The organism is Azohydromonas lata NBRC 102462, assembly GCF_001571085.1.
GTDB classification, from domain to species: Bacteria; Pseudomonadota; Gammaproteobacteria; order Burkholderiales; family Burkholderiaceae_C; genus Azohydromonas; species Azohydromonas lata.
Genome location: NZ_BCTC01000001.1, coordinates 160,822 through 187,023, shown reverse-complemented (window position 1 = coordinate 187,023; position 26,202 = coordinate 160,822). Strand labels below are relative to the sequence as shown.

The 26,202-nt window shown below is 69.7% G+C and carries 27 protein-coding genes; 9 read left to right on the top strand and 18 right to left on the bottom strand.

The genetic code is table 11. The annotated features are described in order from the left end of the window. Positions 1-69 precede the first annotated feature (69 nt). Both ALA01S_RS00875 and ALA01S_RS00870 read right to left on the bottom strand, forming a co-directional pair. On the bottom strand, positions 70-534 hold the full coding sequence (locus tag ALA01S_RS00875; protein WP_157118681.1) for a hypothetical protein: 465 nt from the start codon (positions 532-534) through the stop codon (positions 70-72). Beyond that, positions 515-2,281 carry a PHA/PHB synthase family protein gene (locus tag ALA01S_RS00870; protein WP_238455648.1) on the bottom strand — a complete coding sequence of 589 codons (1,767 nt, stop codon included), beginning with the start codon at positions 2,279-2,281 and terminating at the stop codon, positions 515-517. Before ALA01S_RS00870 ends, ALA01S_RS00875 begins: the two co-directional genes overlap by 20 nt. A gap of 234 nt (positions 2,282-2,515) precedes the next feature. On the opposite strand from ALA01S_RS00870, the gene uvrA reads away from it, so the two are divergent. From uvrA to ALA01S_RS00850, 4 genes are all read left to right on the top strand, one after another. Then, positions 2,516-5,407, top strand: coding sequence for an excinuclease ABC subunit UvrA (gene uvrA, locus ALA01S_RS00865; RefSeq protein WP_066330701.1), 2,892 nt, complete (start codon positions 2,516-2,518; stop codon positions 5,405-5,407). A 100-nt stretch (positions 5,408-5,507) separates the two neighbouring features. Then, a complete protein-coding gene (locus tag ALA01S_RS00860) occupies positions 5,508-6,125 on the top strand; it encodes a 2-hydroxychromene-2-carboxylate isomerase (RefSeq protein WP_066330700.1) in 618 nt (205 codons plus the stop codon). Beyond that, positions 6,125-6,790 carry a dienelactone hydrolase family protein gene (locus tag ALA01S_RS00855; RefSeq protein ID WP_066330698.1) on the top strand — a complete coding sequence of 222 codons (666 nt, stop codon included), beginning with the start codon at positions 6,125-6,127 and terminating at the stop codon, positions 6,788-6,790. The genes ALA01S_RS00860 and ALA01S_RS00855 overlap by 1 nt, the downstream gene beginning before the upstream one ends. Next, positions 6,780-7,193 (top strand): response regulator, encoded by a 414-nt coding sequence (locus ALA01S_RS00850; protein ID WP_066330697.1) that lies wholly within the window; start codon positions 6,780-6,782, stop codon positions 7,191-7,193. Before ALA01S_RS00855 ends, ALA01S_RS00850 begins: the two co-directional genes overlap by 11 nt. Before the next feature lie 138 nt (positions 7,194-7,331). On the opposite strand, the gene bfr is transcribed toward ALA01S_RS00850, so the two are convergent. The 10 genes from bfr to ALA01S_RS35290 all read right to left on the bottom strand — a co-directional run bounded on the left by bfr (position 7,332) and on the right by ALA01S_RS35290 (position 15,852). Continuing rightward, a complete protein-coding gene (gene bfr, locus ALA01S_RS00845; protein WP_066330696.1) occupies positions 7,332-7,799 on the bottom strand; it encodes a bacterioferritin in 468 nt (155 codons plus the stop codon). Between the two features lie 150 nt (positions 7,800-7,949). Continuing rightward, positions 7,950-8,489 (bottom strand): cytochrome b/b6 domain-containing protein, encoded by a 540-nt coding sequence (locus ALA01S_RS00840; protein WP_066330695.1) that lies wholly within the window; start codon positions 8,487-8,489, stop codon positions 7,950-7,952. Between the two features lie 5 nt (positions 8,490-8,494). After that, positions 8,495-8,776 carry a PepSY domain-containing protein gene (locus tag ALA01S_RS00835; RefSeq protein ID WP_066330693.1) on the bottom strand — a complete coding sequence of 94 codons (282 nt, stop codon included), beginning with the start codon at positions 8,774-8,776 and terminating at the stop codon, positions 8,495-8,497. A gap of 259 nt (positions 8,777-9,035) precedes the next feature. After that, a complete protein-coding gene (locus ALA01S_RS00830; RefSeq protein ID WP_066330689.1) occupies positions 9,036-9,386 on the bottom strand; it encodes an SWIB/MDM2 domain-containing protein in 351 nt (116 codons plus the stop codon). Between the two features lie 297 nt (positions 9,387-9,683). Continuing rightward, positions 9,684-10,775, bottom strand: coding sequence for an alpha-hydroxy acid oxidase (locus ALA01S_RS00825; RefSeq protein ID WP_066330687.1), 1,092 nt, complete (start codon positions 10,773-10,775; stop codon positions 9,684-9,686). Between the two features lie 28 nt (positions 10,776-10,803). After that, positions 10,804-11,487 (bottom strand): Fe2+-dependent dioxygenase, encoded by a 684-nt coding sequence (locus tag ALA01S_RS00820; RefSeq protein WP_066330685.1) that lies wholly within the window; start codon positions 11,485-11,487, stop codon positions 10,804-10,806. 92 nt (positions 11,488-11,579) lie between these two features. Continuing rightward, positions 11,580-13,841 carry a TonB-dependent receptor gene (locus ALA01S_RS00815; protein WP_066330683.1) on the bottom strand — a complete coding sequence of 754 codons (2,262 nt, stop codon included), beginning with the start codon at positions 13,839-13,841 and terminating at the stop codon, positions 11,580-11,582. Positions 13,842-13,946: 105 nt separating this feature from the next. Next, on the bottom strand, positions 13,947-14,366 hold the full coding sequence (locus ALA01S_RS00810) for an ExbD/TolR family protein (RefSeq protein ID WP_066330682.1): 420 nt from the start codon (positions 14,364-14,366) through the stop codon (positions 13,947-13,949). A 37-nt stretch (positions 14,367-14,403) separates the two neighbouring features. After that, positions 14,404-15,159, bottom strand: a complete 756-nt coding sequence (locus tag ALA01S_RS00805) for a MotA/TolQ/ExbB proton channel family protein (RefSeq protein WP_066330678.1) — start codon at positions 15,157-15,159, stop codon at positions 14,404-14,406. A gap of 3 nt (positions 15,160-15,162) precedes the next feature. Next, complete coding sequence (locus tag ALA01S_RS35290; protein WP_066330677.1) at positions 15,163-15,852, bottom strand: energy transducer TonB; 690 nt, start codon at positions 15,850-15,852, stop codon at positions 15,163-15,165. 215 nt (positions 15,853-16,067) lie between these two features. On the opposite strand from ALA01S_RS35290, the gene ALA01S_RS00795 reads away from it, so the two are divergent. Beyond that, positions 16,068-16,418, top strand: coding sequence for a phage holin family protein (locus ALA01S_RS00795; RefSeq protein ID WP_066330798.1), 351 nt, complete (start codon positions 16,068-16,070; stop codon positions 16,416-16,418). 59 nt (positions 16,419-16,477) lie between these two features. Here ALA01S_RS00795 and ALA01S_RS00790 read toward each other — a convergent pair whose 3' ends face one another. Next, entirely contained in the window at positions 16,478-18,058 is a 1,581-nt protein-coding gene (locus tag ALA01S_RS00790) for a M48 family metalloprotease (RefSeq protein WP_066330676.1), read from the bottom strand. A gap of 66 nt (positions 18,059-18,124) precedes the next feature. Between ALA01S_RS00790 and moaC the strand changes: the two genes are divergently transcribed. Next, a complete protein-coding gene (gene moaC / locus ALA01S_RS00785) occupies positions 18,125-18,607 on the top strand; it encodes a cyclic pyranopterin monophosphate synthase MoaC (RefSeq protein ID WP_066330674.1) in 483 nt (160 codons plus the stop codon). A gap of 31 nt (positions 18,608-18,638) precedes the next feature. Here moaC and ALA01S_RS00780 read toward each other — a convergent pair whose 3' ends face one another. The 5 genes from ALA01S_RS00780 to ALA01S_RS00760 form a co-directional block, all read right to left on the bottom strand. After that, positions 18,639-20,354 carry a PglL family O-oligosaccharyltransferase gene (locus tag ALA01S_RS00780; RefSeq protein ID WP_084267096.1) on the bottom strand — a complete coding sequence of 572 codons (1,716 nt, stop codon included), beginning with the start codon at positions 20,352-20,354 and terminating at the stop codon, positions 18,639-18,641. Positions 20,355-20,812: 458 nt separating this feature from the next. After that, positions 20,813-21,322 (bottom strand): pilin, encoded by a 510-nt coding sequence (locus ALA01S_RS34570; RefSeq protein ID WP_066330670.1) that lies wholly within the window; start codon positions 21,320-21,322, stop codon positions 20,813-20,815. A gap of 205 nt (positions 21,323-21,527) precedes the next feature. Further along, a complete protein-coding gene (locus tag ALA01S_RS00770; RefSeq protein WP_066330794.1) occupies positions 21,528-22,307 on the bottom strand; it encodes an MBL fold metallo-hydrolase in 780 nt (259 codons plus the stop codon). Positions 22,308-22,354: 47 nt separating this feature from the next. Then, positions 22,355-23,032 (bottom strand): FHA domain-containing protein, encoded by a 678-nt coding sequence (locus tag ALA01S_RS00765; RefSeq protein WP_066330669.1) that lies wholly within the window; start codon positions 23,030-23,032, stop codon positions 22,355-22,357. A gap of 59 nt (positions 23,033-23,091) precedes the next feature. Then, positions 23,092-23,877: a Stp1/IreP family PP2C-type Ser/Thr phosphatase gene (locus tag ALA01S_RS00760; RefSeq protein WP_066330791.1), complete on the bottom strand. Its 786-nt coding sequence runs from the start codon at positions 23,875-23,877 to the stop codon at positions 23,092-23,094. Positions 23,878-24,156: 279 nt separating this feature from the next. On the opposite strand from ALA01S_RS00760, the gene hpf reads away from it, so the two are divergent. From hpf to hprK, 3 genes are all read left to right on the top strand, one after another. Beyond that, positions 24,157-24,495 (top strand): ribosome hibernation-promoting factor, HPF/YfiA family, encoded by a 339-nt coding sequence (gene hpf / locus ALA01S_RS00755; protein ID WP_066330668.1) that lies wholly within the window; start codon positions 24,157-24,159, stop codon positions 24,493-24,495. Positions 24,496-24,723: 228 nt separating this feature from the next. Further along, on the top strand, positions 24,724-25,194 hold the full coding sequence (locus tag ALA01S_RS00750; RefSeq protein ID WP_066330666.1) for a PTS sugar transporter subunit IIA: 471 nt from the start codon (positions 24,724-24,726) through the stop codon (positions 25,192-25,194). Positions 25,195-25,247: 53 nt separating this feature from the next. Then, the gene (hprK, locus tag ALA01S_RS00745) at positions 25,248-26,192 is read left to right on the top strand and encodes an HPr(Ser) kinase/phosphatase (RefSeq protein ID WP_066330665.1); all 945 of its coding nucleotides are present in this window, start codon (positions 25,248-25,250) and stop codon (positions 26,190-26,192) included. The last annotated feature ends 10 nt before the right edge of the window (positions 26,193-26,202 follow it).

The following is a 26,202-nucleotide window of genomic DNA, read 5'->3' as shown; positions in this document are numbered from 1 at the left end:
CGGTGTCATCGTGGATGCCCGCTTTCGCGGGCATGACGGCGTAGGGTGCGAGGCGTCTTGGGCTGACGTTCACCTCACCACCTGCACCGTCGCCAGCGCGCTGTCGCCGTACTGGTTGTAGCCATCCACCGCGCGGGCGAAGAACTGCACGATGCCCGCCGCATCCGCCGGCAGCGCGACGGCGAGCTGATAGGGCGGGGCGCCCACCACGCCCAGGCGCAGCGCGCCGCCGTTGGGCAGCACCTGGTAGAAGGCCACGTAGTCCACGCCGTAGTCGTCGCGCGCGTCGGCCAGCAGCGTCACCACCTGGCCCGGCACGGCCTGCGTCGGCGCCACGGACAGCGCGGCGACGGGCGGGTCGTCGTCGTCCCCGCCTATGCCCACGAACACCCCGCCGCCGCAGCCCGCCAGCAGCGCCGCGGCGGCCAGCAGCACGGCGGCGCGCCGTGGCCGCCGCCACGGCCCGCGCACCTTCAAGGCGGCGGGCGGTGCGAGGGCGGCGGGGGACTCGGTTTCAGTCGTGGTAGCGCACATGCACGTAGCTTCCGGGGGCGGGCTCCAGCCCCTGCGGCACGGGGCGTGCCGGCACCCGGCCGCGGCTGTGTTGCACGAGCCAGTCGTGCCAGGCCGGCCACCACGAGCCCTCGCACGGCTGTGCGCCCTGCGCCCAAGCGTCCGGGGCCACCCAGTGCGCGCCGGCCTCCATGCGGCGCTGCCTGAACCGCCGCCGCGCGTGGCCGGGCTCGGAGACGATGCCCGCGTTGTGCCCGCCGTTGGTGAGCACGAAGGTGAGGTCGGTGTGCACCAGCCGGTGCAGTTGGTAGACCGAGCGCCAGGGCGAGACGTGGTCCAGCTCCGTGGCCACGCAGAAGAGGGGCTCGCGGATGTCGCCCAGCGACACCGGCCGCCCTTCCACCGGGTACTGGCCGTGCGCGAGCTGGTTTTGCAACTGGCAGCGGCGCAGGTACTGGCTGTGCATCACCGCGGGCATGCGCGTGACGTCGGCGTTCCAGGACATCAGGTCGTTGGGCTGCAGCCGCTCGCCCAGCCAGAACTCGCGCATGCGGGTGGACCAGACCAGCTCGCGCGAGCGCAGGAACTGGAAGGTCTCGGCCATCTGCCGCCCGGTGAGGAAGCCGCGCTCGGCCATGATGTCTTCCAGCAGCTCCACCTGCGACTCGTCGATCAGCACGCCCAGCTCGCCGGGCTCTGAAAAATCGGTCTGCGCCGCCAGCAGCGTCACGCCCGCCAGCTTGGGCAGTTTTTCGGCGCCTTCCACCTGGCCCGGCCGCGCCAGCGCGGCGGCGGCGATGGACAGCAGCGTGCCTCCCAGGCAGTAGCCGCAGGTGTGCACCGGCTGGTCGGGCATTTGGCGGGCGATGGCGGCCAGCGGGTCCAGCACGCCCAAGCCGAGGTAGTCGTCCAGGCTCAGCAGGGCGTCGCCCTCGTCGGGGTTGCGCCAGGACAGGATGAACACCGTGTGCCCCTGGCCCGTGAGCCACTTCACCAGCGAGTTGTGCGGCGAGAGGTCCAGGATGTAGTACTTCATGATCCAGGACGGGACGATGAACACCGGCTCGGCCTGCACCTCGTCGGTGGTGGGCTCGTACTGGATGAGCTCCACCAGGTGGTTGCGGTGCACCACGCGGCCCGGCGTCACGGCCAGGTCCACGCCGGGCAGGTAGGGGTGCTCCGGCGGCGTGAGCGGCTCCAGCCCCTGGCGGCGGCGCCAGCTCTCCAGCCGGTTGAAGGCGCCTTCCACCAGGTTGGCGCCGTGGCGCTCGGCGGTGCGGCGCAGCACCTCGGGGTTGGCCAGGAAGTTGTTGCTGGGCGACAGCATGTCCAGCCACTGCGTGGCGAAGAAGCGGACGACCTGCGCGTGGTGCGCGCTCATGCCGCGAAGGCGGCTGGCGTCCTGCCACCAGTGTTGGGCGGCCTGGTGGGCGCGGGCCATGGGGGCGTAGGGCCACTGGTGCCAGGCGGGGTCGCGGAATCGCGCGTCCTGCGCCAGCGGGCCGCTGCAGTCGCCGCTGAGGCATTCGGCCATGGCCTCCACGGCGTGCTGTTGGGCCGAGATTGCCAGCCGCGCCGCGTTGGCCGGCTGCGAGGCCAGGTGCCAGCCCCAGTCGGCCAGCGCCAGCCCCAGCGAGATGGGCGAGAGGCCGCCCGTCACGTGGGCCACGTTGGCGTGCAGCAGCCGGTCCATGGCGTGGGCGGCCTTCAGGGCGTCCGGCGTGTCCGCGCCGGCTGGCGGCTGCGGCACGTCGGCCAGTGATGCCACGGGGGCCGCCGGCGGCAGGGCGGCTGAGGTGGCGGGAACCGAATCAGCAAAACGCCGCAGGGTGTCGTCGTTCATGGCGGGCCGGTATACGCCTGCGGCGGCAAGCCGCCATCGGGGGATCGCCGCACCCTCGTCGGCGGGTTGACGGACTGCACGGTGCTTGGCCCTGGAGCTGGCAGGCCGGTGCCGCGCTCTGGCTATGATGGCCGGTTGACCCGAGCCGAGTAGAAACCCTTGAATCACGAGACGCCTGCGATCCGCGTGCGCGGCGCACGCACGCACAACCTCAAGAACATCGACCTGGACCTGCCGCGGCAGGCGCTGGTGGTGATCACCGGCCTGAGCGGCTCCGGCAAGAGCTCCCTGGCCTTCGACACGCTGTACGCCGAAGGCCAGCGCCGCTATGTGGAAAGCCTTTCGGCCTACGCGCGGCAGTTCCTGCAGTTGATGGACAAGCCCGACGTGGACGTGATCGAGGGTTTATCCCCCGCGATCTCCATCGAGCAGAAGGCCACCAGCCACAACCCGCGCTCCACCGTGGGCACGGTGACGGAAATCCACGACTACCTGCGCCTGCTCTACGCCCGCGCGGGCACGCCGTTTTGCCCGCAGCACGCGCTGCCGCTGCAGGCCCTGAGCACGGCGCAGATGGTGGACTCGGTGCTGGCGCTGCCGGAGGACACCAAGCTGCTGCTGCTGGCGCCCGTGGCGCGCGGCCGGGTGGGCGACATCGCCCCGCTGCTGGCCGACCTGCAGGCGCAGGGCTACGTGCGCTTCCGCGTGGACGGCCAGATCCACGACATCGACAACCTGCCGGCCCTGAGCGAGGGCACGCACGACATCGACGTGGTGGTGGACCGCGTGCGCATTCGCGCCGAGGAGGGGGGCGGCACGGGCGGCCTGCGCCAGCGCCTGGCCGAGAGCTTCGAGAACTGCCTGCGCATAGGCAACGCGCGCGCGCTGGCCGTCGAGATGGACGCGGGGCGCGAGACGCCTTTCAGCAGCCGCTTCGCCTGCCCGCACTGCGACTACTCGCTCACGGAGCTGGAGCCGCGGCTGTTCTCTTTCAACTCGCCCACGGGCGCCTGTCCGAGCTGCGACGGCCTGGGCCACGTGACGGTGTTCGACCCCGAGCGCGTGGTCGCCTTCCCCTCGCTGAGCCTGGCCAGCGGCGCCGTGAAGGGTTGGGACCGGCGCAACGCCTACACCTTCGGCACGCTGCAGGCGGTGGCGGCGCACTACGGCTTCGACCTGGACACGCCCTTCGAGGAGCTGGAGGCGGAGATCCGGCAGGTGCTGCTGCACGGCTCCGGCGCGGAGGAGATCGAGTTCACCTACGAGGCCGAGGGCGCGCGCGGCAAGTCGCGCAGCGTGAAGCGCTCGCACCCCTTCGAAGGCATCCTGCCCAGCCTGACGCGGCGCCTGCGCGAGACGGACTCCGCCGCCGTGCGCGAGGAGCTGATGCGCATGCAGCACGCGCAGGCCTGCCCCGAGTGCCGCGGCACGCGGCTGCGGCGCGAGGCGCGGCACGTCTTCCTGCACGCGGCGGATGCGCAGCCGGGCGAGACGGGCAAGTCCATCTACGAGGTCGAGCACGCGACGCTGGCCGACGCGCTGGCTTACTTCCAGGGCCTGACGCTGCGCGGCGCCAAGGCGGCCATTGCCGACAAGATCGTCAGCGAGATCCGCAACCGGCTGCGCTTCCTCAACGACGTGGGCCTGAACTACCTGAGCCTGGACCGCAGCGCCGACACGCTCTCCGGCGGCGAGGCGCAGCGCATACGCCTGGCCAGCCAGATCGGCAGCGGCCTGACGGGCGTGATGTACGTGCTGGACGAGCCCAGCATCGGCCTGCACCAGCGCGACAACGAGCGCCTGATCGCCACGCTGCAGCACCTGCGCGACCTCGGCAACTCGGTGCTGGTGGTGGAGCACGACGAGGACATGATCCGCGCCGCCGACCACGTGGTGGACATGGGCAAGGGCGCCGGCGTGCACGGCGGCCACGTCATCGCCCAGGGCACGCCGCAAGAGGTGATGGACCACCCCGAGTCGCTGACCGGCGGCTACCTGGGCGGGCGGCTGAGCATCCGCGTGCCCAAGGAGCGGCGCAAGTGGGAGGCGGGCACGGGGCTGCGCATCGTCAACGCCACGGGCAACAACCTCAAGGGCGTGAGCATCGAGCTCCCCGTCGGCCTGCTGACTTGCGTCACCGGCGTCTCGGGGTCGGGCAAATCCACCCTGGTCAACGACACGCTGTACGCGGCCGTGGCGCGCAAGCTCTACAACAGCCACCTGGAGCCCGCGGAGCACGACGCGATCGAGGGCCTGGAAGCCTTCGACAAGGTCATCAACGTGGACCAGAGCCCGATTGGGCGCACGCCGCGGTCCAACCCCGCGACGTACACGGGCATGTTCACGCCCATCCGCGAGCTTTACGCCGAGGTGCCCACCGCGCGCGAGCGCGGCTACGGGGCGGGGCGCTTCAGCTTCAACGTGGCGGGCGGACGCTGCGAAGCCTGCCAGGGCGACGGCGTGATCAAGGTGGAGATGCACTTCCTGCCGGACGTGTACGTGCCCTGCGACGTCTGCCACGGCGCCCGCTACAACCGCGAGACGCTGGAGATCCTCTACAAGGGCCGCAACATCACCCAGGTGCTGGGCATGACGGTGGAGGAGGCGGCGGAATTCTTCAGCGCCGTGCCGGCCATCTCGCGCAAGCTGCAGACGCTGCTGGACGTGGGCCTGGGCTACATCACGCTGGGCCAGAGCGCCACGACGCTCTCCGGCGGCGAGGCGCAGCGGGTGAAGCTGGCCCTGGAGCTGTCCAAGCGCGACACCGGCCGCACGCTCTACATCCTGGACGAGCCGACCACGGGGTTGCACTTCGCCGACATCGAGCTGCTGCTGCGCGTGCTGCATCAGTTGCGCGACGCGGGCAACACCATCGTCGTGATCGAGCACAACCTGGACGTGATCAAGACGGCGGATTGGCTGATCGACATGGGCCCCGAAGGCGGCTCCGGCGGCGGGCGGGTATTGCTGGCCGGAACGCCCGAGGATTTGGCGGCTTGCCAGGAAAGCCATACGGGACGGTTTTTGAAGCCGTTGCTGGAGAGGGGTTGAGGAGCGGGGCTCGCGCCCCCTCCTAAGCAACCATCCCCAGGAGGGCCGCCCCGATTGGGCTAAGGTGCCGCACCTTTGTCGCCCTGGACTGACGCCCTCCATGAGCCTTGCCATCGACTACTACTTCGCCCCGAATTCGCCGTGGGCCTACCTGGGCCATCGGCGCTTCCAGGACATCGCGCGCCAGTACGGCGCGGTGGTGCGCGTGCTGCCCGTGGACCTGGGCGGGCGCGTCTTCCCGCTCACCGGCGGGCTGCCGCTGGCCAAGCGCGCGCCGCAGCGCCAGGCCTACCGGCTCCTGGAGCTCAAGCGCTTCAGCGAGTGGCTGCACGCGCCGCTCAACCCCACGCCGCGCTACTTTCCGGTCAACCCGGACGACGCCGCGCGGCTCATCGTCGCCGTGGACCTGCTCGACGGCCCCGACGCCGCCATGGCGCTCACCGGCGCCGTGATGCGCGCGGTGTGGGTGGAGGAGAAGAACATCGCCGACGAAGCGACGCTGGCCGAGCTGCTCACCACCCAGGGCCTGAAACTTGCCCGCCTGGACGACGCCCACACCCAGCGCGTGCACCTGCGCTATGAAGAAGACTCGCAGCGCGCCATTGACGCCGGGGTGTTCGGGGCGCCCAGCTACGTCATAGACGGCGAAATCTTCTGGGGCCAGGACCGGCTGGACTTCGTGGAGCGCCGCTTACAGCAACTCAAGGGAGAACGTTGATGCCCGTGCAAGAACTGCAGGCCGCCGATGGCCACCGCTTCGGTGCCTTCGTGGCCCGCCCCCAGGGCACGCCGCGCGGCGCGCTGGTGGTGCTGCAGGAAATCTTTGGCGTGAATTCGCACATCCGCGCCGTGGCCGAGCGCTATGCGGCCGAGGGCTACGTGGCCATCGCGCCGGCGCTGTTCGACCGGCTGCAGCGCGGCGTGGAGCTGGGCTACACGGAGGACGACGTCCAGCGCGGCCGCGAGCTGAAGATGGCGTCCAAGCAGGACCTCGCGCTGCTGGACATCGCCGCCGCGGTGGCGGAGGGCGCACAGGCGGGCAAGGTCGGCATCGTCGGCTATTGCTGGGGCGGGCTGATGACGTGGCTGGCGGCGTGCAAGGTGGACGGCCTGTCGGCCGCCATCAGCTACTACGGCGCCGGCATCCCGGACCAGGCGGCGCTGCAGCCGCGCTGCCCCGTGCTCATGCACTTCGGCGAGCGCGACCACCTCATCCCGCAGCCCCAGGTGCAGGCCTTCACGCAGGCGCGCCCGGAGGTGGAGGTGCACGTCTACCCGGCTGACCACGGTTTCAACTGCGACCAGCGCGCGGCCTTCGAGCCCGCCAGCGCCGACCTGGCGCGACAGCGCACGCTGGACTTCCTGCAGCGGCATGTCGGCTGACGTTTCTTCCCCCACGGGCGGCGACCAGGCCAGGCCGCCCCGGCGCGTGCTCTACATCGAGGACGAGCCGCTGAACGTGCTGCTGATGACGGAGATGTTCCGCGGCCAGGCGGGCTGGTCGCTGCAGGTGGAGCCGGATGGCGCCTCCGGCCTGCGGGCGGCGCGCGAGGACGCGCCGCAACTGCTGCTCATCGACATGAACCTGCCGGACATGACGGGGCTGGACATCGTCGCGGCGCTGCGCGCCGATCCGCTCACGGCCCAACTGCCCTGCATCGCGCTGTCGGCCGACGCCATGCCCGAGCAGGCGCGCGCGGCGAAAAAAGCCGGGTTCGACGACTACTGGACCAAGCCCATTTCCATCGCGCAGATGTGGAAGGCGCTGGAGGCGTGGCTGCCTTGAGGGCACTGGCTCGGCGCGGGTAAGCCCGTTTTCGCCACACCCGCGAAGGCGGGTGTCCACGAACGCCGGGCGGCAGCGAGGCCAGCGTGGATGCCCGCTTTCGCAGGCATGACGAGAAAGTGCGCCGGCCCTGCCGGCTCAGCCCATCTGGCTTTGCAGGTAGTTCTGCAGGCCCACGGCGTTGATCAGGCCGAGCTGCTGCTCCAGCCAGTGGGCGTGGTCTTCCTCGGTGTCTTCCAGCATGGGCAGCAGCAGGTCGCGGGTGACGTAGTCGCGCTCGCGCTCGCACAGGGCGATGACCTCGCGCAGGTGCGTGATCACCGAGTACTCCACCGCCAGGTCGGCCTGCAGGATGCCGGGCACGTCCTGGCCCACGTTCAGCGGCGAGGGGACCATGTTGGGCCGCCCGCTGAGCATGAGGATGCGCTTGATCAGCACGTCGGCGTGGCCGGTCTCGTCCTCCATCTCGTGCGAGATGCGCGCGGCCAGCTTGGTGTAGCCCCAGTCCTCCAGCATGCGGGAGTGGATGAAGTACTGGTCGCGCGCGGCGAGCTCGCCCGTGAGCAGGGCGTTGAGGGCATCGATGACGGCAGGGTGGCCTTGCATGTCGTGAGCGGGAAAACAAGTTGCTGACGCGCGCATCATGCGCGCGGCGGCCTCGGCCGGGCCTGCACTTCACAAGGCCTGGTCGTGAAATAAGACCGTTATGAAGGCGTGCCGGCCCGGCGCCGGGCTGGCGCCCGCCGGGTTTTGGCGTTAATGAGAAGCGTCCTCGCCTGCGCGCTTGCGGCCGGTGAGCATGGCGGCGGGCAAGTTCTCGCGCCAATGCCAGCTCATGCTGGCCACGCCCAAGAGGTGCCCCACCACGCAGACGATGAGCGCGTCGGCCAGCCAGGCGTGGATGTCCACGGGCCAGTCCTCGCCCCAGAAGGCGTCGAGCCGGCTGATCCAGCCCGTGAGGCCCAGCAGCAGCACCAGCAGCCACAGCAGCCACACCATCCACAGGCCCAGCGGGTCGTGGGCCACACAGCGCGGCGCGCCGGCCTGCAGGTAGCCGCGCGTGGCGCAGAGGGAGGGCTTGAGCGCGCCCAAGCTGGCCGGGCCGCGCGCAAGCAGCGCCCACAGCAGCCGCACCGCCACGGCGCCCACGCCCACGTAGCCGATCAGGCGGTGGATCTGGTCGCCGTCGTCGCGCACGAGGTTGACGAGCACCACGGCGGCCAGCGTCCAGTGCGCCAGGCGCACCAGGGCGTCCCAGACGCGCACGCGGGCGGCGGTTGCGGGCGCGACGGGCATGGCCGTCAGTCCCCGTACTCGGTCTTGACGGGGTTGAGCGTCTTGGCGTCGTAGTAGATCTCGACCTTGCGGCCGTCCGGCGCGCGGCCGTAGATCTCGTAGCAGTTGCCGTCGACCTTGAACTTGTTGATCTTGTAACCCTGGGCCTCGATGCGCGAGCGTGCGTCGTCTTCCTTGAGCCATTCCTCCTTGGGATAGGCCTTGCAGTTGGCCTTGGCGAAGGCGGCGGTGGAGCCCAGGCTGGCGGCAATGCCCAGCGCGGCGGCGGCGAGAACGACAGGCTTCATGGCTTCCCTTGCGTGAAGTTGAACAGGCTGCGGCAGCCTATCACAGCAATGAGAATCGTTCTCAATTCATGGCCAGAAACCAAGCCCGTGCGGGCGGGAAAACGATGGGCGCCCCGATAGACAGCAGAGCGTGGGGAAGTACGCGGCCTGCGCGGCGGCAAGCACGATCAGGCGCCCATGAAAAAGCCGGCGCTGAGGCCGGCTTTGCAGTGGAGGCGGGCGGGGGTGGCGCGTTGGCGGCGCCTTCAGCCCGCTGGTCTCACTTGAGGTGTTCGTTGATGAGCTTGGTCATTTCGAACATGGACACCTGGGGCTTCTTGAAGATGTCCTTCAACTTGGCGTCGGCATTGATCATGCGCTTGTTGGCAGCGTCCTGAAGGTTGTTGGCCTTGATGTAGTCCCACACCTTCTTGGTGACTTCGGTGCGCGGCATGGGCTTGTCGCCAATGACGGCCGCGAGTTGGGCGCTGGGCTTCATTTCCTTCATGAAAGCAGCGTTGGGGCTGCGCTTGCCGGCTTCGGCAGGCTTGGCTGCCGTCTCGGCCTTCTTGGCGGCCGGAGCCTTCTTGGCCGCGACCGTCTTGGACGCGGCTTTCTTTGCAGTTGCCATTTGGATTCTCTCCATCAATTACTGGTTGATGCGCCGGGTGGGGCGAAGGCTGCGTGAACCCTCTTTTCTCTGCGGCACCCTGCGGGGCAAATGGTACTGCGCGCCCAGGGGAGTGAGAAGCCAAGTCCGCTGTATTTCCCTCTAGGAAACCGGTTTCAGAATCACTTGCGTCAACATGCGTGGGCCATTTGTGGCACGGCCGCATCAAAAGCCGGCCTGCCGGTGGCGACCAGCGGTTTCAGGCCGGGTGCAGGCGCGGCACGGGGCGAAGCTGCCCTTGCTCCATTTCAGGACGCCTCAGGAGGCTTTGTCGAGCAGGCGCGGGTTGATGTCGGCCACGCGGGCGCAGCCGGTGAGGGCCATGGCGATCTCGAATTCGTCGCGCACCAGGCGCAGCACGTGGGCCACGCCCAAGGCGCCGGCGGTGGCCAGGCCGTGCAGCACGGGGCGGCCCAGCAGCACGGCGCTGGCGCCCAGGGCCAGGGCCTTGAGCACGTCGGTGCCGCGGCGCACGCCGCCGTCCACCAGCAGCGGCAGCGCGCCGCCCAAGGCGTCGGCAATGCGCGGCAGGGCGCGCGCGGTGCTCACGGCGGTGTCCAGGGTGCGGCCGCCGTGATTGGAGACGATGAGGCCGGCTGCGCCCGCGGCCAGTGCCTGGCGCGCGTCGTCGGGGTGCAGCACACCCTTGAGCAGCAGCGGCAGCCGCGTGGCCGAGCACAGCCAGGCCACGTCGTCCCAGGTCGGTGCCTGCGCGACGATTTCACTGAAGAAGTCGGCGTTGGGTGGCGGCGGTGCCTGCGGACGCAGGTTGACCGCGGCGATGCCTGGCGGCAGCCGGAAGCCGGCGCGGCGCTCGCGGTCGCGTGCGCCGGAGGAAGGAGCGTCCACCGTGAGCACCAGCGCTTCGAAGCCTGCGGCCTCGGCGCGCTCTATCAACTCCAGCGTGTGGGCGCGCTCGCGCTGCAGGTAGAGCTGGAACCACAGCGGGCCGCGGCCGGCCTCGTCGCGGACGAGCGCCGCCACGTCCTCCATGCGCAGGCTGGCCTGCGCGCTGAAGATGAACCCGGCGCCTTGCGCCGCGGCGGCCAGCGCGGTGGCCGCCTCGCCGTCGGGGTGGGCCAGGCGCTGGTGGGCCATGGGCGCGACCAGCAGCGGGCTTTGCAGCGGCCGGCCCAGCAGTTCGATGGCGGCGCTGCCGTTGGCCAACGACCGCAGCACGCGGGGGACGAGCCGCAGCGCGTCCCAGGCCTCGCGGTTGGCGCGCAGCGTGATCTCGTCGCCCGCGCCGCCGCAGAGGTAGGCCCAGGCGGCGGGGTCCATGCGCTCGCGCGCGTGGGGCTCGTAGTCGGCGGCGCAAGCGACGTCGGCCGGGATCTGCGGGCGGTTCATGGCGATGCTCGGTGGATCAGGCCGCGGCTCAGGTGTCGGCCCACATGCGCAGCAGGTTGTGATAGGTGCCGGTGAGCGCGACGGCCTCGGCCGATTCGCCCTCGCGCTCGCGCAGCCGCATGAGGGCCATGTCCAGATCGAACAGCAGCCGGCGCTGCTCGTCGCTGCGCACCATGCTTTCTATCCAGAAGAAGCTGGCGAGGCGGTGGCCGCGCGTCACGGGCGCCACGCCGTGCACGCTGGTGCCGGGGTAGAGGACCATGTCGCCGGCGGGCAGCTTCACCCGGCGGCTGCCGTAGGTGTCGTCAATCTCCAACTCGCCGCCGTCGTACTCGTCGGGATCAGCGAAGAAGAGGGTGCAGGAGACGTCGGTGCGCACGCGCACGCCGCTCTGCGCGGTGTGGCGCACGGCCATGTCCACGTGCGGGCCGTAGGTGTTGGCCGTGCCGCCATAGCGGTTGAACATGGGCGGAAAGATGCGCTTGGGCAGCGCCGCGGAGAAGAACAGCGGGTGGCGCTCGAGCGCGCGCAGGACGATGGCCTGCAACGCCTGCACCTGCTCGCAGCGCGAGGGCAGCTGTTCGTTGTTCTTGACGGCGGCGGACTGGGTGCCGGCGGTGGCGCGGCCATCGGTCCAGGGCGCGTCGCGCAGGAGGTCGCGGCACTGCCGCAGCTCGTCTGGCGTGAGGACTTCGGGAACGTGGAGAAGCATGGGTGCTCGCGCGGTGTTGGGTTGCCGAGCGGGCACGGCGGCCGCCTCCTGCAGGAAACGGCCGCCGTGCCCAAACTCAGGAGCGCATCAGATCAGAACTTCGTGATCAGCTGCGCCTGCACCAGCCGGCCGAAGCCGGGGATGTAGTGGCCGCGGTAGAGCGAATCGGCGTAGTACTTGTCGGCCACGTTGTTGACGTTGACCTTGAGCGACATCTTGTCGTTGAAGGTGTACTCGCCCATCAGGTCCACAGTGGCCCAGCCCGGGGCTTCGAAACGCTGGCCACCGTTGTTGGTGGACAAGTCCGCGGGCGCCTGGCTGCTGCGGAAGTTCACGCCCGCACCCAGGCGCAGTTGCGGCAGTACCTGGTAGGTGGTCCAGAAGCTGCCGCTGTGCTTGGGCGTGAGGCCGGGGCGGTCGCCGACGCGGTTGCCTATGCTGGTGGAGTTGGCCGTGGCGTCGACCTTGGCCTCGGGAATCCACATGTAGGAGCCCCACACCTCCCACTTGGGCGTGAGGCGGCCGGTGACGTCGATTTCAAAGCCGGTGCTGTGGCGCTTGGCCGACAGCAGGTACTCCTGCTGGCCCAGCGGGCCGTTGGGCGCGTCGGTGTTGCGCTCGTTCTTCTTGGTGGAGCGGAACAGCGCCAAGCGGGTAGTGAAGCGGCCGTTGGCGCTGTCAAGCTTGGCGCCCAGCTCCAGGTTCTCGCTCTGCTCCGGCGGCGTGTTGGCGCTGAACTCACTGTAGGAATAGGCGTCGCCCGAGGTATTGAAGGACGTGCCCCAGGAAAAATGGTAGGAGTGCAGGTCGTTGGGCTGGAACAGCACGCCCACGCGCTTGCTCCACTCGCCGATCTTTTGCTCGTAGTTGGTCACGGTGAAGGGGGCGGGCGCGTTGGTGGGGAGCGCATAGCCGGTGTAGTCGCCTTTCATGCGGTCATAGCGCACGCCGCCCACCACTTTCCACATGGGGGCCACGTGCACCATGTCCTGCGCATACACGCCCCAGGACTTGGCCTCGAAGCTGTTGAGCGGCTTTTGCACGCGCGAGCCCTCGTCCACCCACGCGCCGTCGTCAGGCGTGCCGGCCGTGGTGTTGGGCTTGGCCGGCACCACGCCGCCCTGCTGGGCGTTGCGCATGTTGTAGACGTTCTTTTCCTCGCGGGAGAAGTCCACGCCGGTGATCACCTCGTGGCGCACGCCCAGCGCGTTGAACTTGGCGCTGAAGTCGCTTTGCAGTTGCAGCGTTTCCAGATCCTGGATCTTGGGCTGGAAGCCGCGGGTGAAGACCGAGGACGGACCGAAGTTGTCGGCATATACGCCGCTGCCGAGCCGGACGGTGCTGGCGCGCTGGTCGCGCGCGAAACGGCCCTTGCGCACCACGGTGCGCAGCTCGGTCGTGTTGTCGAAGCGGTGCACGTGGGCGAGCGTGCCCAAGGTGGCGCGGCCGTCGTTGTAGTCGCTGGCCATGCCGTAGTAGGCATCGGGCGACAGCCCCGGCAAAGGCTGGTTGGTGGCGCTGGTGGCCGTGCTGTTGGCACGTATCCAGGGCAGGCCGTAGTTGATGCCGTTGTTGTTGTTGAGGTGGAACAGTGACACCGTGAACTCGTCGGCCGTGCCGATGCCGGTGCGGAAGGCGCCGGCCACGCCGCCCTTCTCGATGCGGCTGCCTGAGCCGTTGTTGTCGGCCTTGGTGTACATGGTGTTCACGCGCACCGCCGACTCTTCCCCCGTCTGCAGGTTGAAGTCGCCGGTGAAGCGGCGGTAGTCGTGGTTGCCAGCCGTCACGCGCACTTCGTGCTCGTCGCTGAGCTGCGGCACCTTGGTGACCTGGTTGACAGCGCCACCGGTGGAGCCGCGTCCGAACAGCAGCGAGGCCGAGCCGCGCAGCAGCTCCAGGCGGTCGTAGTTGAAGGTGTCGCGGTCGTAGAAGGCGGGCTCGCGCATGCCGTCCACGAAGATGTCGCCCGACTGCTGCAGCGAGAAGCCGCGCAGCCGGATGTCCTCCTCGCCGCCTTCGGCGGCCATGAAGGCGATGCCGCCGGTGGTCTTGAGCGTTTCCTTGAGCGTGTCGAGGTTGCGGTCCTCGATGAGCTTCTCGGTGGCTACCGTCACGGACTGCGGGATGTCGCGCAGCGCCTGCTTGCCCTTGCCTATGGTGGTGGTGGTGGTGCGCAGGCTGTCGTTGCCCTTGGGCTCGCCGGCGGCCTTGGCGCGCACGGCGGGCATCACGGCCTCGCTGTCCTTGGCGGCCGGGGCGTCGGCCTGCTGCGCCAGCGCGGCGCCGGCAATGCTGAATCCCGCGGCCAGGGCGCCCAGCGGCAGCAGGGCGCGGCGGTCGGTTCTTGTGGTCATGCAAATCTCCAGGTTGAGTTCGGCCGGAACGCACGCGGCGCCCGTTCAAAAGGGAAGGGGAAACGGGGGACGGGCGCGTGGCGGTAGGCCGCGCAGCCCGCGGGATCAGGGCGTTTCGGGCGTGCTGACGAAGCCGACCTTGGACAGCCCGGCCTTGGAGGCGTCGGCCAGGGTTTCGGCCACGAAGCGGTAGGCCACCGACTGGTCGGCGCGCAGGTGCACTTCCGGCTGCGGATCCTTGGCGCCCTCGGCGGCGAAGCGCGCGGCGGCGTCCTCGCGCGTGACCATCTCGCCGTTCCAGAAGCGCTGGCCCGCGGCGTCTATGGCGAACTCCACCTTCTGCGGCGGCGCCTGGTTGACGGCGCTGCTGGCCTTGGGCAGGTCCAGCTTCACGGCGTGGGTGAGCAGCGGCGCGGTGACGATGAAGATCACCAGCAGCACCAGCATCACGTCGATGAGCGGGACCATGTTGATGTCGGACACCGGCGCGGAAGAGGTCTTGCGGTCGAAGCTGGCGAAGGCCATGGCTTGGGCTCCTTGGGATCGATCAGCGCGTGGGGCGTCAGCTGGCCGCGCGCAGGCCGCGCACGTTGGCGCCTTGCTCGGCCGCCGGCTCGGCCGACGCGGGCTTCATGGTCTGGCCCATGGACAGGAAGGTCAGCAGCTCGAAGGCGAAGGCGTCGAGCCGGGCGTTGAGCACGCGGTTGCTGCGGGTGAAGGCGTTGTAGGCGACCACCGCGGGGATGGCCACGGCCAGGCCGATGCCGGTCATGATCAGCGCCTCGCCCACGGGGCCGGCCACCTTGTCCAGCGTGCCCGCGCCGCTCATGCCGATGGCCAGCAGCGCGTGGTAGACGCCCCACACCGTGCCGAACAGGCCCACGAAGGGCGCGGTGGCGCCCACGGTGGCCAGGGCGGTCAGGCCGTTCTCCAGCCGGGTGGTTTCCTCGTCCAGCACCTTCTTGATGGTGCGGGTGACGAAATCCTGCGCCGAGCCGGCCTCGCTGAGCTTGGCCGAGCCGTACTTGGCGTGGTGCGACTGCGCGTGCATGGCATGCGCGGTCAGGTGCGAGAACGGGTCGTGCGCGCCGTGGGTGCTGATCTCGTTGCCCACCTCATCGAGCGAGCGCGCGTCCCAGAAGAAGCGCAGGAAGTGCTCGCTGCGCCTCTTGCGCAGCAGGTGCGCGATGCCCTTGATGGCAATCAGCGCCCAGGACAGCACCGACATGCCCACGAGGATGAGCAGCAGGCCTTTGCCCACGGCATCGCTTTGGGCCAGGAAATGGGCGAAGCCCACGGCGGTTTGGGTTTCGTTCATGGCTCATTCCTCCAGTTCGAAGATCAGGGGCATCAGCACCCAGAAGGCGTGGGGCTGGCCGTTTTCCATGTAGGGCTTGAAGCGGGTGGCGCGCACGGTGGCGAGCGCCGCCTCGTCCAGGCGGGCGAATCCGGAGGAGCGCGTCACCTGCATCTGCTGCGGCATGCCCCTGGCGTCCACCAGCACGCGCACGTTGACCCGGCCGGACTCGCCGGCGCGGCGCGCGGCGGCCGGGTAGTTCAGCACCGGCGGCGTGAGGTACTCGACGGCGCTGATGGCGATGGTCTTGGGCTGCGGCGGCGCGGCCGGTGGCGCGGGCGGCGCCGGAGGCACCGGTGGGGCCGGCGGCGCGGCCACGGGCGCGGGCGGCTCCAGCGGAGGCGGCGGCGCGACGAAGACCGGCGGCTGCGGCGCGGGCGTGGGCGCGCTGGTGATGACGGGCTTGGGCGCCGGCGCGGGCTTGGGCAACACGCGTTGCTGCGGCGGCGGCGGCGGGGCCGGCACGGGCGCGGGCGGGGCAATGAAATCGACCGTCAGCGGCAGCACCTCGGCCACGGCCTCGCGCACCGGTTGCAACTGCAACAGCGCCCAGCCCACGGCCACGTGCGCCGCCAGCATGCCGGCGCCCAACGCGCGGCGGGCGTTGGGCGACATCGGTTCCGGATGTCCGGCGGGCAGGGGCGGCAGGTTCATCGGGGAGGGCTCCGTTGGTCCTTATTGACCAAAGTCACAAACTGTGTGTGCCTATTCTAAACACGAATTATTCTCAATACATATAAAACCTTAAGAATTCTTAAGGAACCCGCTGCCGCAGCCCGGTTCGGGAAACAAAGCACGGGCGTGGCGGCGGTGCTGCGGCGGGTGCGGATGCCGCCGCGCGCGGTGGCAGCGCGGCTATGCTTGGCCGCATGAAACTGCTGGTCCGTTGGCTGTTGCTGGCCGCCGCGTTGTTGCTGGTGGCGTATCTCTACCCGGGCGTGTCGGTGACGAGCTTCGGCACCGCCATGGTGGCGGCACTGGTGCTTGGGCTGCTCAACACGGTGGTGCGGCCGCTGCTGGTGTTGCTGACGCTGCCGGTGACGCTGCTGACGCTTGGGCTGTTCCTGTTCGTCATCAACGCGGTGCTGTTCTGGGCAACGGCGTCGGTGCTGAACGGTTTCAACGTCAACGGCTTCTTTGCCGCGCTGGTGGGCTCGGTGATCTACAGCCTGTGCGGCATGGTGATCGACTCGGCCATGGAATCCGTCTTCGGCGACTGATCTGCGCCGCCTGGACGCTGGAACGCGGACGGCGCGGCGCGCCGCCGCCGCCAAGGCCTTCAGCGCTCGTTGCGCATTTCCTTGTCCAGCTCGCGCCTGCGCGCCTCCATCTCGCGCAGGCGGGCGTCGATGATGGACGCCTCTATGAAGTCGGCCGGCGCCGCGCCGCTGCGCGCGAGCTGCTGGCCGGCGCGCAGCCGGTCCACCGCGCCGGGGATGTCGCCCAGCGCGGCGTGCGACTCGGCTTCGGCGCGCACGGCGCGCAGCTTCAGGCCCAATTGGTCGGCGCACTGCGCAAGCTGCTGCCAGGCGCCGGCGTCGTCGCGGCGCTCGGCCACCCAGGTTTGAAGCGCCTCGGTGCTGCGGCGCAAGGCGTCGGCTGGGGCACCGGCGCGGGCGGCGGCGAGATCGGTTTGCGCCCGCCACAGCAGCAGCGCTCGTGACATGCCGCCCTCAGGCAGCGCCTGCATGCGCTGCTGGGCCGCTCGGCCATCGCCGCGGGCCAGCAGCGATTGCACGCGCAACAGCTGCAGCCATTGCGTGGCGTCGCCGCCGCGCGCCGCGGCCGGCGCTTCGCGCTGCAGCAGGGTGTCGGCCGCGGCCAGGGCGGTGTCGGCCGGCTCGAACTCGCGCAGCAGCGTGGAGGCCAGCGCCTGCGCGTAGAGCAGGCCCAGCCGCTCGGAGGCCGAGGCGCCGGGCCCCGGCTGCTGCGCCTGGGCGCGGCGCAGCGCCTGCACGGAGGTGTCCATGAGCACGCGGGCGCGGGCCTGGGCCAGCGCGTGCTCGAAGGCGCCGTCGGCAGGCATGTTGCGCGCGGCGTGGGGGTCGGCCTGCACGCGGGCGCGGGCCTCGCCGATGCGCTCGGTGGTCAGCGGGTGCGAGCGCAGGTAGGGGTAGTTGTTGCTGTCGTTGAGCCGGTTGGCGTGCTCCAGCTTCTCGAACATGCCTGCCACGCCGGCGCTGGCGTAGCCGGCGTCGCTGTGCACGCCGTAGCCCACGCGGTCGGCCTCGCGCTCCATGTCGCGCGAGTAGTTGAGCTGGCCCTGCACCATGGCGGCCTGGCCGCCCACCACCGCGGCCTGCGCCATGGCGGCGTTGCCGGTGCGCGCGGAGGCCAGCACGCCCAGGATCATGGCCGCCAGGCCCACCATGCTCTGGCGCGAGGAGCTGCTGATGCTGCGCGCGATGTGGCGCTGGGTGACGTGCGAGAGCTCGTGCGCGAGCACGGCGGCGAGCTCGTCGCGGCTGACCGTCATGGCGATGAGGCCCAGGTGCACGCCCACGTGGCCGCCGGGCAGGGCGAAGGCGTTGACGCTGCGGTCCAGCACCAGGAACACCTCCCAGGCGAAGGCGCCAGCCGTGTCGGCGCCGATTTCGCCGCGGCGCTTGGCCGCGCCCACCAGCGGCTGCCACAGCGACTGCACGTAGTCCAGCAGCAGCGGGTCGTCGAGGTAGGCCGGGTCACGGCGTATCTCGCGCATGATCTGCTCGCCCAAGCGGCGCTCGGCATCCACGCTGAACTCGCCGGAGACCGAATCGCCCAGCGCGGGCAGCGACGACTGTGCCCGCGGCGCGGTGGCCGGCAGGGCGGCCAGCGCCAGGCCGGCGACGAGGGCGGAGACGGCTAAGGGGTGTTTCACGTTCGCGGGATGGCGGAAAACGGCTGGCTATGATCGCACCGCCCTCTTGCTGCCAGGTTTCCGACCATGAACAACCCGCTTACCCATTTCGACAGCCAGGGCCAGGCCCACATGGTGGACGTCTCGGCCAAGGCCGCGACGCACCGCGTGGCGCGCGCCACGGGCAGCATCCGCATGCTGCCTGACACCTTGGCGCTCATTCGCGAAGGCACGGCCAAGAAGGGCGACGTGCTGGGCATCGCCCGCATCGCCGCCATCCAGGCGGCCAAGCGCACGTCCGACCTCATCCCTCTGTGCCACCCGCTGCCGCTCACGCGCGTGGCGGTGGAGCTGGACATCGACGAGCAGCTCCCCGGCGTGCATTGCACGGTGCAGGCCGAGACGGTGGGCGTCACCGGCGTGGAAATGGAAGCGCTCACCGCCGTGCAGGTGGGCCTGCTCACGGTCTACGACATGTGCAAGGCCGCCGACAAGGGCATGGTCATGAGCGACATCCGGCTGCTGGAGAAGAAGGGCGGGAAGTCGGGGCACTGGCAGGCGCAGTCCTGAGTGAGCCCACGGCGGCGCCGCCGCAGCGCCGTCAGTGGTCGAGAAAGTCCCGCCAGGTGAGCGGGCGCTGCGGCGCCTCGCACTGGAAGGGTTTGAGCGCCCTGAGCGACTCGTCGTCGCAGACCTCGAAGAAGGGCTCGGACGCCGGGTAGTGGAACTCGCGCAGGCGCTGTGCCACGTGGCGGGCGCGGTCGAGGTCGCCCGCGTCGGCCAGCGCCTCGGCCCAGGACTGCGTGAGCCGCGTGTCCAGCAGGAAATGCGTGGCACGGCCGAAGGCGGGCAGGGCGTCGGCCGGCACCGCCGCCGTGGTGGCCGCGGCGTAGTCGGCGTGGTGCGCGAAGAACACGCTGCGCTGGCCGATGGCGATGCGCTGCTCCAGCGGCCCGGCCGTGGGCGCCGGCGTGAAGATGGCCACCACGCGGCCGTAGTCGCCCAGCGAGAACAGCGCGCCCGCGGCCAGCAGCAGGCCGGGCAGGCGCAGCGCAAGGCCGAATCCTGTGGGCGAGGCTGCGGTGGACGGCTCCGCGGCAGGGCCCTCGTTCTGCGGGCCCAGACAGGCGCCCCACATCCAGGCCGTGGGCAAGAGGAAATAGGCATACCACAGCGGGTACTCCAACTGGCTGTGCAGCGCCATGAGCAGCACCATCACGAAACCGGCGCGCAGCGCGGCGCCCTCGGCACCCGCCACGCACAGGCTGCGCCGCCAGGCTTGCCAGAGCGCCAGCGACATCAGGGCCAGCACCAGCAGCGCCAGCGGCACGCCCAACTCCACCGCGAACTGCAGCGCCAGGTTGTGCGTGTGGTCGAAGAAGGCCACCGGGCGGCCGGGAAAGGGCGTGAGCGTCCAGGCGAAGTTGAACTGGCCGAAGCCCACGCCGCTCCAGGGCTGCTGCGCGATCAGCGTCAGCGTGTTGCTCCAGATGCCGAAGCGTGAGCTCGACGGGTCCGACTCGCCCAAGCGCGTGGCCGCGCCCAACGCGTCGGTTTGCAGCAGCTTGAGCACCAGCGCCCAACCCGCATAGAGCAGCGGTGCGCCCACGAGCAGCAGGCGGCTGTCGCGCGAGAGGCGCTTGTCCACCACGCCCCACAGCGCCAGCAGCAGCACGCCCACGCTGCCCGTGCGCGAGCCCGACAGTTCGATGGCGACGACGAACAAGGCGCCCAGGGGGAGCGCGGCGCGGGTGGCCAGGCGGCCCGCCTCGCGCAGCGGCACCAGCGCCACCACCGACCACAGCAGCAGCGAGCTCAGGTGATTCGGCTGCCGCAGGTTGCCCACCGCACGGCCCGGAAAGCCCGAGCGCGCCACCAGCACGCCGTCAGCCCACGCGGGCGCGAACACCTGCACCAGCGCGATCAGGCTGCTGAGCACCCCCACCACCACCCAGCCCAGGCAAAAGGCCTGCAACGCCTGGCGCCGGGCCTGCGGCTCCAGCGCCGCGGCCGACCAGGCCAGCAGCAGCGCCGCCAGCAGCAGCCCAAGTGCCGACGCCGCCAGGCTTGCCGGCAGCGCCACCGCGGCCGACCACAGCACGCCGGCAGCCAGCAGGGCCAGCGCCAGCAGCAGCGCCGCCGCCGCGCGGGCCCCTGCCAGCACGCGCGAGGCGCCCAACACCGCCGCGAACACGCCCCACAGCCCAATCGCTGCGGCCTGGTTGAAGAAAGTGGCCGAGGGCGGCAGGTTGAACGCCACCAGCGCGGGGACACAGCAGGCCAGCAGCGCCGCAAGCGACAGCGCGTAAGAGGGCATCAAGGGCACGGGTCAAGGCGGAAAACGAAGGCGGCGCACTCTAGCAAGAAGCGGCGAGCCCCCCTCGCACCACCCTGTACAAGCCTGTGGACAGTTGTCTGGACAAGTCGGGCTTGTCCACACGCGCAACGTCCCGGCGCCAAGTTGTTGTGTTTTGGAAAGAACTAATCCGGCAGGCGGGCCCACAGCCTTATGCGGCGCACAAGTTGTTGATAAGCAAGGGAAAACCAGAGTTGTCCACATCAAAAAGGCTGCTCTACCACCATGACCAATTAAAAACGTTAGTACTGGCGTAAATGGTTGTGGGCGCCGCAGGCCGAGCCGAACACCCTTGCGCCACCCGTGAACAACCTTGTGGGCAACCTTGCGCTGTCCACAAAAAAAGACCGCCGATGGCGGTCTTCGAAGGTTTTTTGTTCCGTGCGGCAGGGCTGCCGCGTGCGGATTTCAGGGCGGGCTCACAAGACGGCACCGGAGGCGCTGCCTGCGGCGGCGGGCGGGTTGTTCTTCTGGATGAGCGCGGCGGCGTCGGCATGGGTGACGGTGGTCGTGGTGGTCCAGACCACGCTGGAGCTGCCGGGAGCGGGCGTGAAGGTGATGGTCTTGCCGTCCACGCCGCTGCCTATGCCGTCGGCCAGCGTGGCCTGGATCACGCCGTTCTCCACGGTGGCGGAGGCCACTTCCTTGGTGGGCGTGAAGGCGGGCACGCCGCGGTCGCCGGCGTTGCAGCCGGTGAGCACGCCGCCCTGCTCCTGGATGCACACGCTCACGGCCGTCTTGACCGCGTCCACGGAGCGCAGCGCGTTGCCCACGCGGGCCTTGACGATGTAGTTCTGGTAGAGCGGCAGGCCCACGGCGCCCAGGATGCCGATGATGGCCACGACGATCATCAGCTCTATTAGCGTGAAGCCACGGCGGCGGCGCTGTTGTTGCTGCGGGCAGGTACGGCGACGGCAAAGGCTTGGCATTGCGAACTCCTCCTCGGATGGAAAGACGTCGTTGCCCGGGTCTTGCGAGGAAGGAAACCGGGCTGCTGCCGGCGCACTGCGGCCGCACTGCTGAGGGCGGGAACAGCTTGCCCGGCGCGGCCGCGCCGGTGCCTGCGATGCTGAGGCCGGGGCAGGGCGCGCAGGCTCAGTACAAACGGCAGGCCCGTCCGCGCGCGGACGGGCGTCAGCGCAGCGTGAGGCGGTCGCCGCTGCGCAGGGCGCGGGCCTTGAGGCCGTGGCGGCGGAGCTGCTCCATCACCGTCTTCACCTCGCCGGGCTTGACGTGGGTGATGTGCAGTTGCGCCGGCGCGGGCAGATCGCTCAGCGGCAGCTCGGCCAGCATGCTTGGGCAGAGGTGGCGGCTGAGCTGCGCCAGGGTGGCTTCCTCGTCGCAGAAGGAGGTTTCGATCACGAGATGGGCCACCGGCAGTTGGGCCAGGCGTTGCCACAGCGGCTCGTTGGGGCCGGTGTCGCCGGTGTAGACCCAGCAGGGGCCGCCAGGCGTTGCCGAGGCGGCAAAGCCCACGGCCGGCACGGTGTGGTGGGCGCTGAGCACCTCGATGCGGCGCTCGCCCAGCACCAGGACGTCGCCCACGGCCAGCGGCTGCAGCACCAGCACGGGCGACTGCTCCGAGGGCAGCCGGGTGAAGTCCGGCCAGATGCGGTTGTTGAAGACGTGCTCGCGCAGCGTCTGCAGCGTCTCGGGGAGGGCGTGGACGCGGATGGGGCCGCGGCCGGCCGCCGCGCGCAGCCGCATCACGCTGTCGGCCAGCAGCGGCACGCCCAACACGTGGTCCAGGTGCGAGTGGCTCAGCAGGATGTGGTCTATGCGCGCGAGCTCTTCCAGCGTGAGCGTGCCCACGCCGGTGCCCGCGTCCACGAGCACGTCGCCGTCCAGCAGGAAGGAGGTGGTGAAGCTGCCGGCGGCAATGGCGCCGGCGCAGCCCAGGACGCGGATGTCCATGGAAGGCGATGGAGCTTGCGGCGCGCCGCGGATCGCGCCTTGCCGCATCAGCGTTGCAGGACGAAGAGCATCTGCGTGCCGGCGAGCTCTATGACGTCGCCGTCGCGCAGCGTCACGGCGTCGGCATGCAGCGGCGCGCCGTTGACGCTGGGCCGCGAGCCGCCTTCCACGTGCGTGAGCACGTAGCCGTTTGGGCGCCGCGTGATGCTGGCCACCTGCACGCCGGGCTTGCCCACGGTGGTGACGATCTTGGTGAGCTGCGCCTCGTGTCCGGCGGCGTTGCCGTTGAGCACCTTGAGCGCTGCGGAGGCCGCGGGCAGCTCGGCGGCGGTGTAGTGGCTGAACCCCTCGCTCATGCCGGGCAGCGGTGCGGTGTGGGCGAAGTCGGCCACGCCGGTTGGGCGCGCAGCGGCCGGCGCGGGCTCGAAGTCGCCGCTGTCGCGGGCCAGGTAGCGCAGCTTGTACTTGCCGATCTCCACGCTGTCGTTGTGCGAGAGCTGCTGGCGTCGTATGGCGCGGCCGTTGATGTAGGTGCCGTTGGTGCTGTTGAGGTCTTCGATGAACACCGCCTCGCCCGCTCTTTGCAGCACGGCGTGCTCGCCGCTGACGGCCAGGTTGTCGATGACGATGTCGTTGTAGGGGCGGCGGCCCAGGGTGGTCTTGTCCTTGGTGAGCTCGACCTGCTTGATCACGACGCCGTCCAGGGAGACGACCAGTTTGCCCATGCTTGTCCTCGTGTGGCTGGCAACGGCGGGAGGGGCGGACGGCGAGGGGGCAGCGCGCCTCAGCGCTTGAACGGCCACCAGGAGCGGGATGCCGCCGCGGCCCCCGGTACGCGGGCCAGGATGACGGCGATGTTATCTTTTCCCCCCGCCTGGTTGGCCGCGTCCACCAGGGCGCGGCCGGCCTGCGCGAGGTCGGCCTGGTGGGCCAGCAGGATTTCGGCGATGGCGCTGTCGTCGAGCATGTCGGACAGGCCATCGGAGCACAGCAGGTAGAGGTCGCCCGGGTGCAGCTCGTGCAGTTGCGTCTCCAGCAGCACGCGCTCTTCCACGCCCACGGCGCGGGTGACGAGATTCTTGTACGCGCTGAAGGCCGCCTGCTCGGGCGTGATGAGCCCGGCGTCGATTTGCTCCTGCAGCAGCGAGTGGTCGCGCGTGAGGCGCGACAGCTTGTGGCCGCGCAGCCGGTAGGCGCGCGAGTCGCCGACGTGGCCGCTGAGCACGTGTCCGGCGCGGAACACCAGCATCACCAGCGTGGTGCCCATGCCGGCGTACTGCGGGTTGGCGCGGGCGGCTTCGAAGATGGCACGGTTGGCTTGGCCGACGCACAGCTCCATGGCGCTGCGCACTTCCTGGTCGGAGGCGGCGTCGGCGGTTTGCTGCAGCCAGGCGCCGAGCTCGTTGCGCAGTTGCGTGGTGAGCATGCCGCTGGCGACCTCGCCGGCGTTGTAGCCGCCCATGCCGTCGGCCAGCACGGCAAGCGCCGCGGCTTCGTCCAGCGCCACCGCGTCCTCGTTGTTGCTGCGCGCGCGGCCGGTATCGATGGCGCTGAAGAACTCGGGGTTCATGGTTTGCATGAGGTCAGCGGATCATTGTGCCCCGCCGCCCGTGCCCTGGGCAGCCCAAGCGGCGCAGCGAACGCGCCGACGGTGGCAAATGTCGCATCAGCGCGCAGTGCAAAACCCCTTCATGCCGGCCTTGCGCTGCGTCAACTCTTACCGTAAAGCGCCGGCAAACCGTACTGTCATCAACTTGTCACCACCAAATCTCGGGGGCAAACTGGTCTCAACGGGATAGGTGCTGCGGTCACCCCCGTTTGGTAGCAACACTTCCGAAAGGAGGCTCTGATGAATCTGACGATCAGCGGACACCATCTCGACGTGACACCTGCCCTGCGTGAGTACGTTCTCACCAAGCTGGATCGAGTCACGCGCCACTTCGACCAGGTGGTCGATGTCAACGTGCTGCTGGCCATAGACAAGTCCAAGGAAAAGGACCGTCGCCAGCGAGCCGAGGTGACGCTGCATGTCAAGGGACGGGACATCTTCGTCGAACAGTCGCACGAGGATTTGTATGCCGCGATTGATCAGTTGATGGACAAGCTCGACCGCCAGGTGATGCGCCACAAAGACCGTACGCAAGAGCATCACCACGCATCCGCCAAGCGGCTGCCTGCCAGCGTCTGAGTGTCCGATCGCGTTTGAGGGGGCCTGAACCGGGGCCCCGCACCCAGCAAGCGGCCCCACGGGGCCGCTTTTTGCTGTGGACGTGGCGGGCAGGTTTGCGCAGCATTCACGCAACAAGGAAGGACGCAGGGGACCCCTTGCGGAAAGCGTGACAAGAGGGCTTTCTATAATCGAGCGCCCTGACACAGTCTCCGCATTCGCCCGGACCTGCGCCGCGGAGAAATCACCATGAACCGTCTCGCCGCCATACTGCCTGCCACCAATGTGCTGGTGAATGTGGAAGCCACCAGCAAGAAGCGGGTTTTCGAGCATGCGGGACTGCTGTTCGAGAACCAGCACTCCATCGCCCGCGCCACGGTGTCGGACAACCTGTTCGCGCGCGAGCGCCTGGGTTCCACCGGCCTGGGCCATGGCGTGGCCATTCCGCACGGCCGCATCAAGGGTTTGAAGAACCCGCTGGCGGCGGTGCTGCGGGTGCAGCAGGCCATTCCCTTTGACGCGCCGGACGACGAGCCGGTGAGCCTGCTGATCTTCCTGCTGGTGCCCGAGGCCGCGACGCAGCGGCACCTGGAAATCCTCTCCGAGATCGCCGAGATGCTCAGCGATCGCGAGCTGCGCGAGCGCCTCAAGGCCGAGCCCGACGCCGCCGCGCTGCACAAGCTGATCCAGAACTGGGAGCCGCTCAAATCGGTGGCCTGACCCGCTTCCCGATGGCGCTTGCGGCTTCCTTCCAACATTAGAAGAAACGCCGCATGAAGCCGATTTCAGTCAGTGCCGAAGCGCTGTTCGAGGAGCATCGCAAGGCCTTGCGCTGGGAATGGGTGGCCGGACACGCCCACCCCGAGCGCCATTTCGACGACGCCGCCGTGCGCGAGGCGCACTCCTCGGCCGACCTCGTCGGGTTCCTGAACTACATCCACCCCTACCGCGTGCAGATCGTGGGCGAGCGCGAGGTGCGCTACCTCACCGCCGTGCCGCCGGAAGTCCAGGAGCGCCGCGCCACGCGCATCCTCACGCTGGAGCCGCCCATGGTCGTCGTGGCCGACGACCAGCCGCCGCCGGAGGTGATGCTGCGGCTGTGCGAGCGCGCGGGCATTCCGCTGTTCGCGAGCAAGGAGTCGGCCGGCCACGTCATCGACGTGCTGCGCGGCTACCTGGGCCAGCTCTTTGCCGAGCGCACCACGCGCCACGGCGTGTTCATGGACATCCTGGGCTTGGGCGTGATGCTCACGGGCGAGTCCGGCCTGGGCAAGAGCGAGCTGGGTCTGGAGCTGATCTCGCGCGGCCACGGCCTGGTGGCCGACGACGCGGTGGACATCCACCGCACGGCGCAGAACGCGCTGGAGGGCCGCTGCCCCGAGTTGCTGCTCAACCTGCTGGAAGTGCGCGGCATCGGCCTGCTGGACATCAAGGCCATCTTTGGCGAGACGGCGGTGCGGCGGAAGATGAAGCTCAAGCTCATCGTCCACCTCGTGCGCCGCGAGACGCTGGAGCGCGAGTTCGAGCGCCTGCCCTACGAGCCGCTGTACGAGGAAATCCTGGGCGTGCCCGTGCGCAAGGTCGTCATCGCCGTGGACGCCGGCCGCAACCTGGCCGTGCTGGTGGAAGCCGCCGTGCGCAACACCATCCTGCAATTGCGCGGCATAGACACCTACAACGAGTTCATTCAGCGCCACCAGAAGGCCATGCAGCGCTGATCGCGCAGTC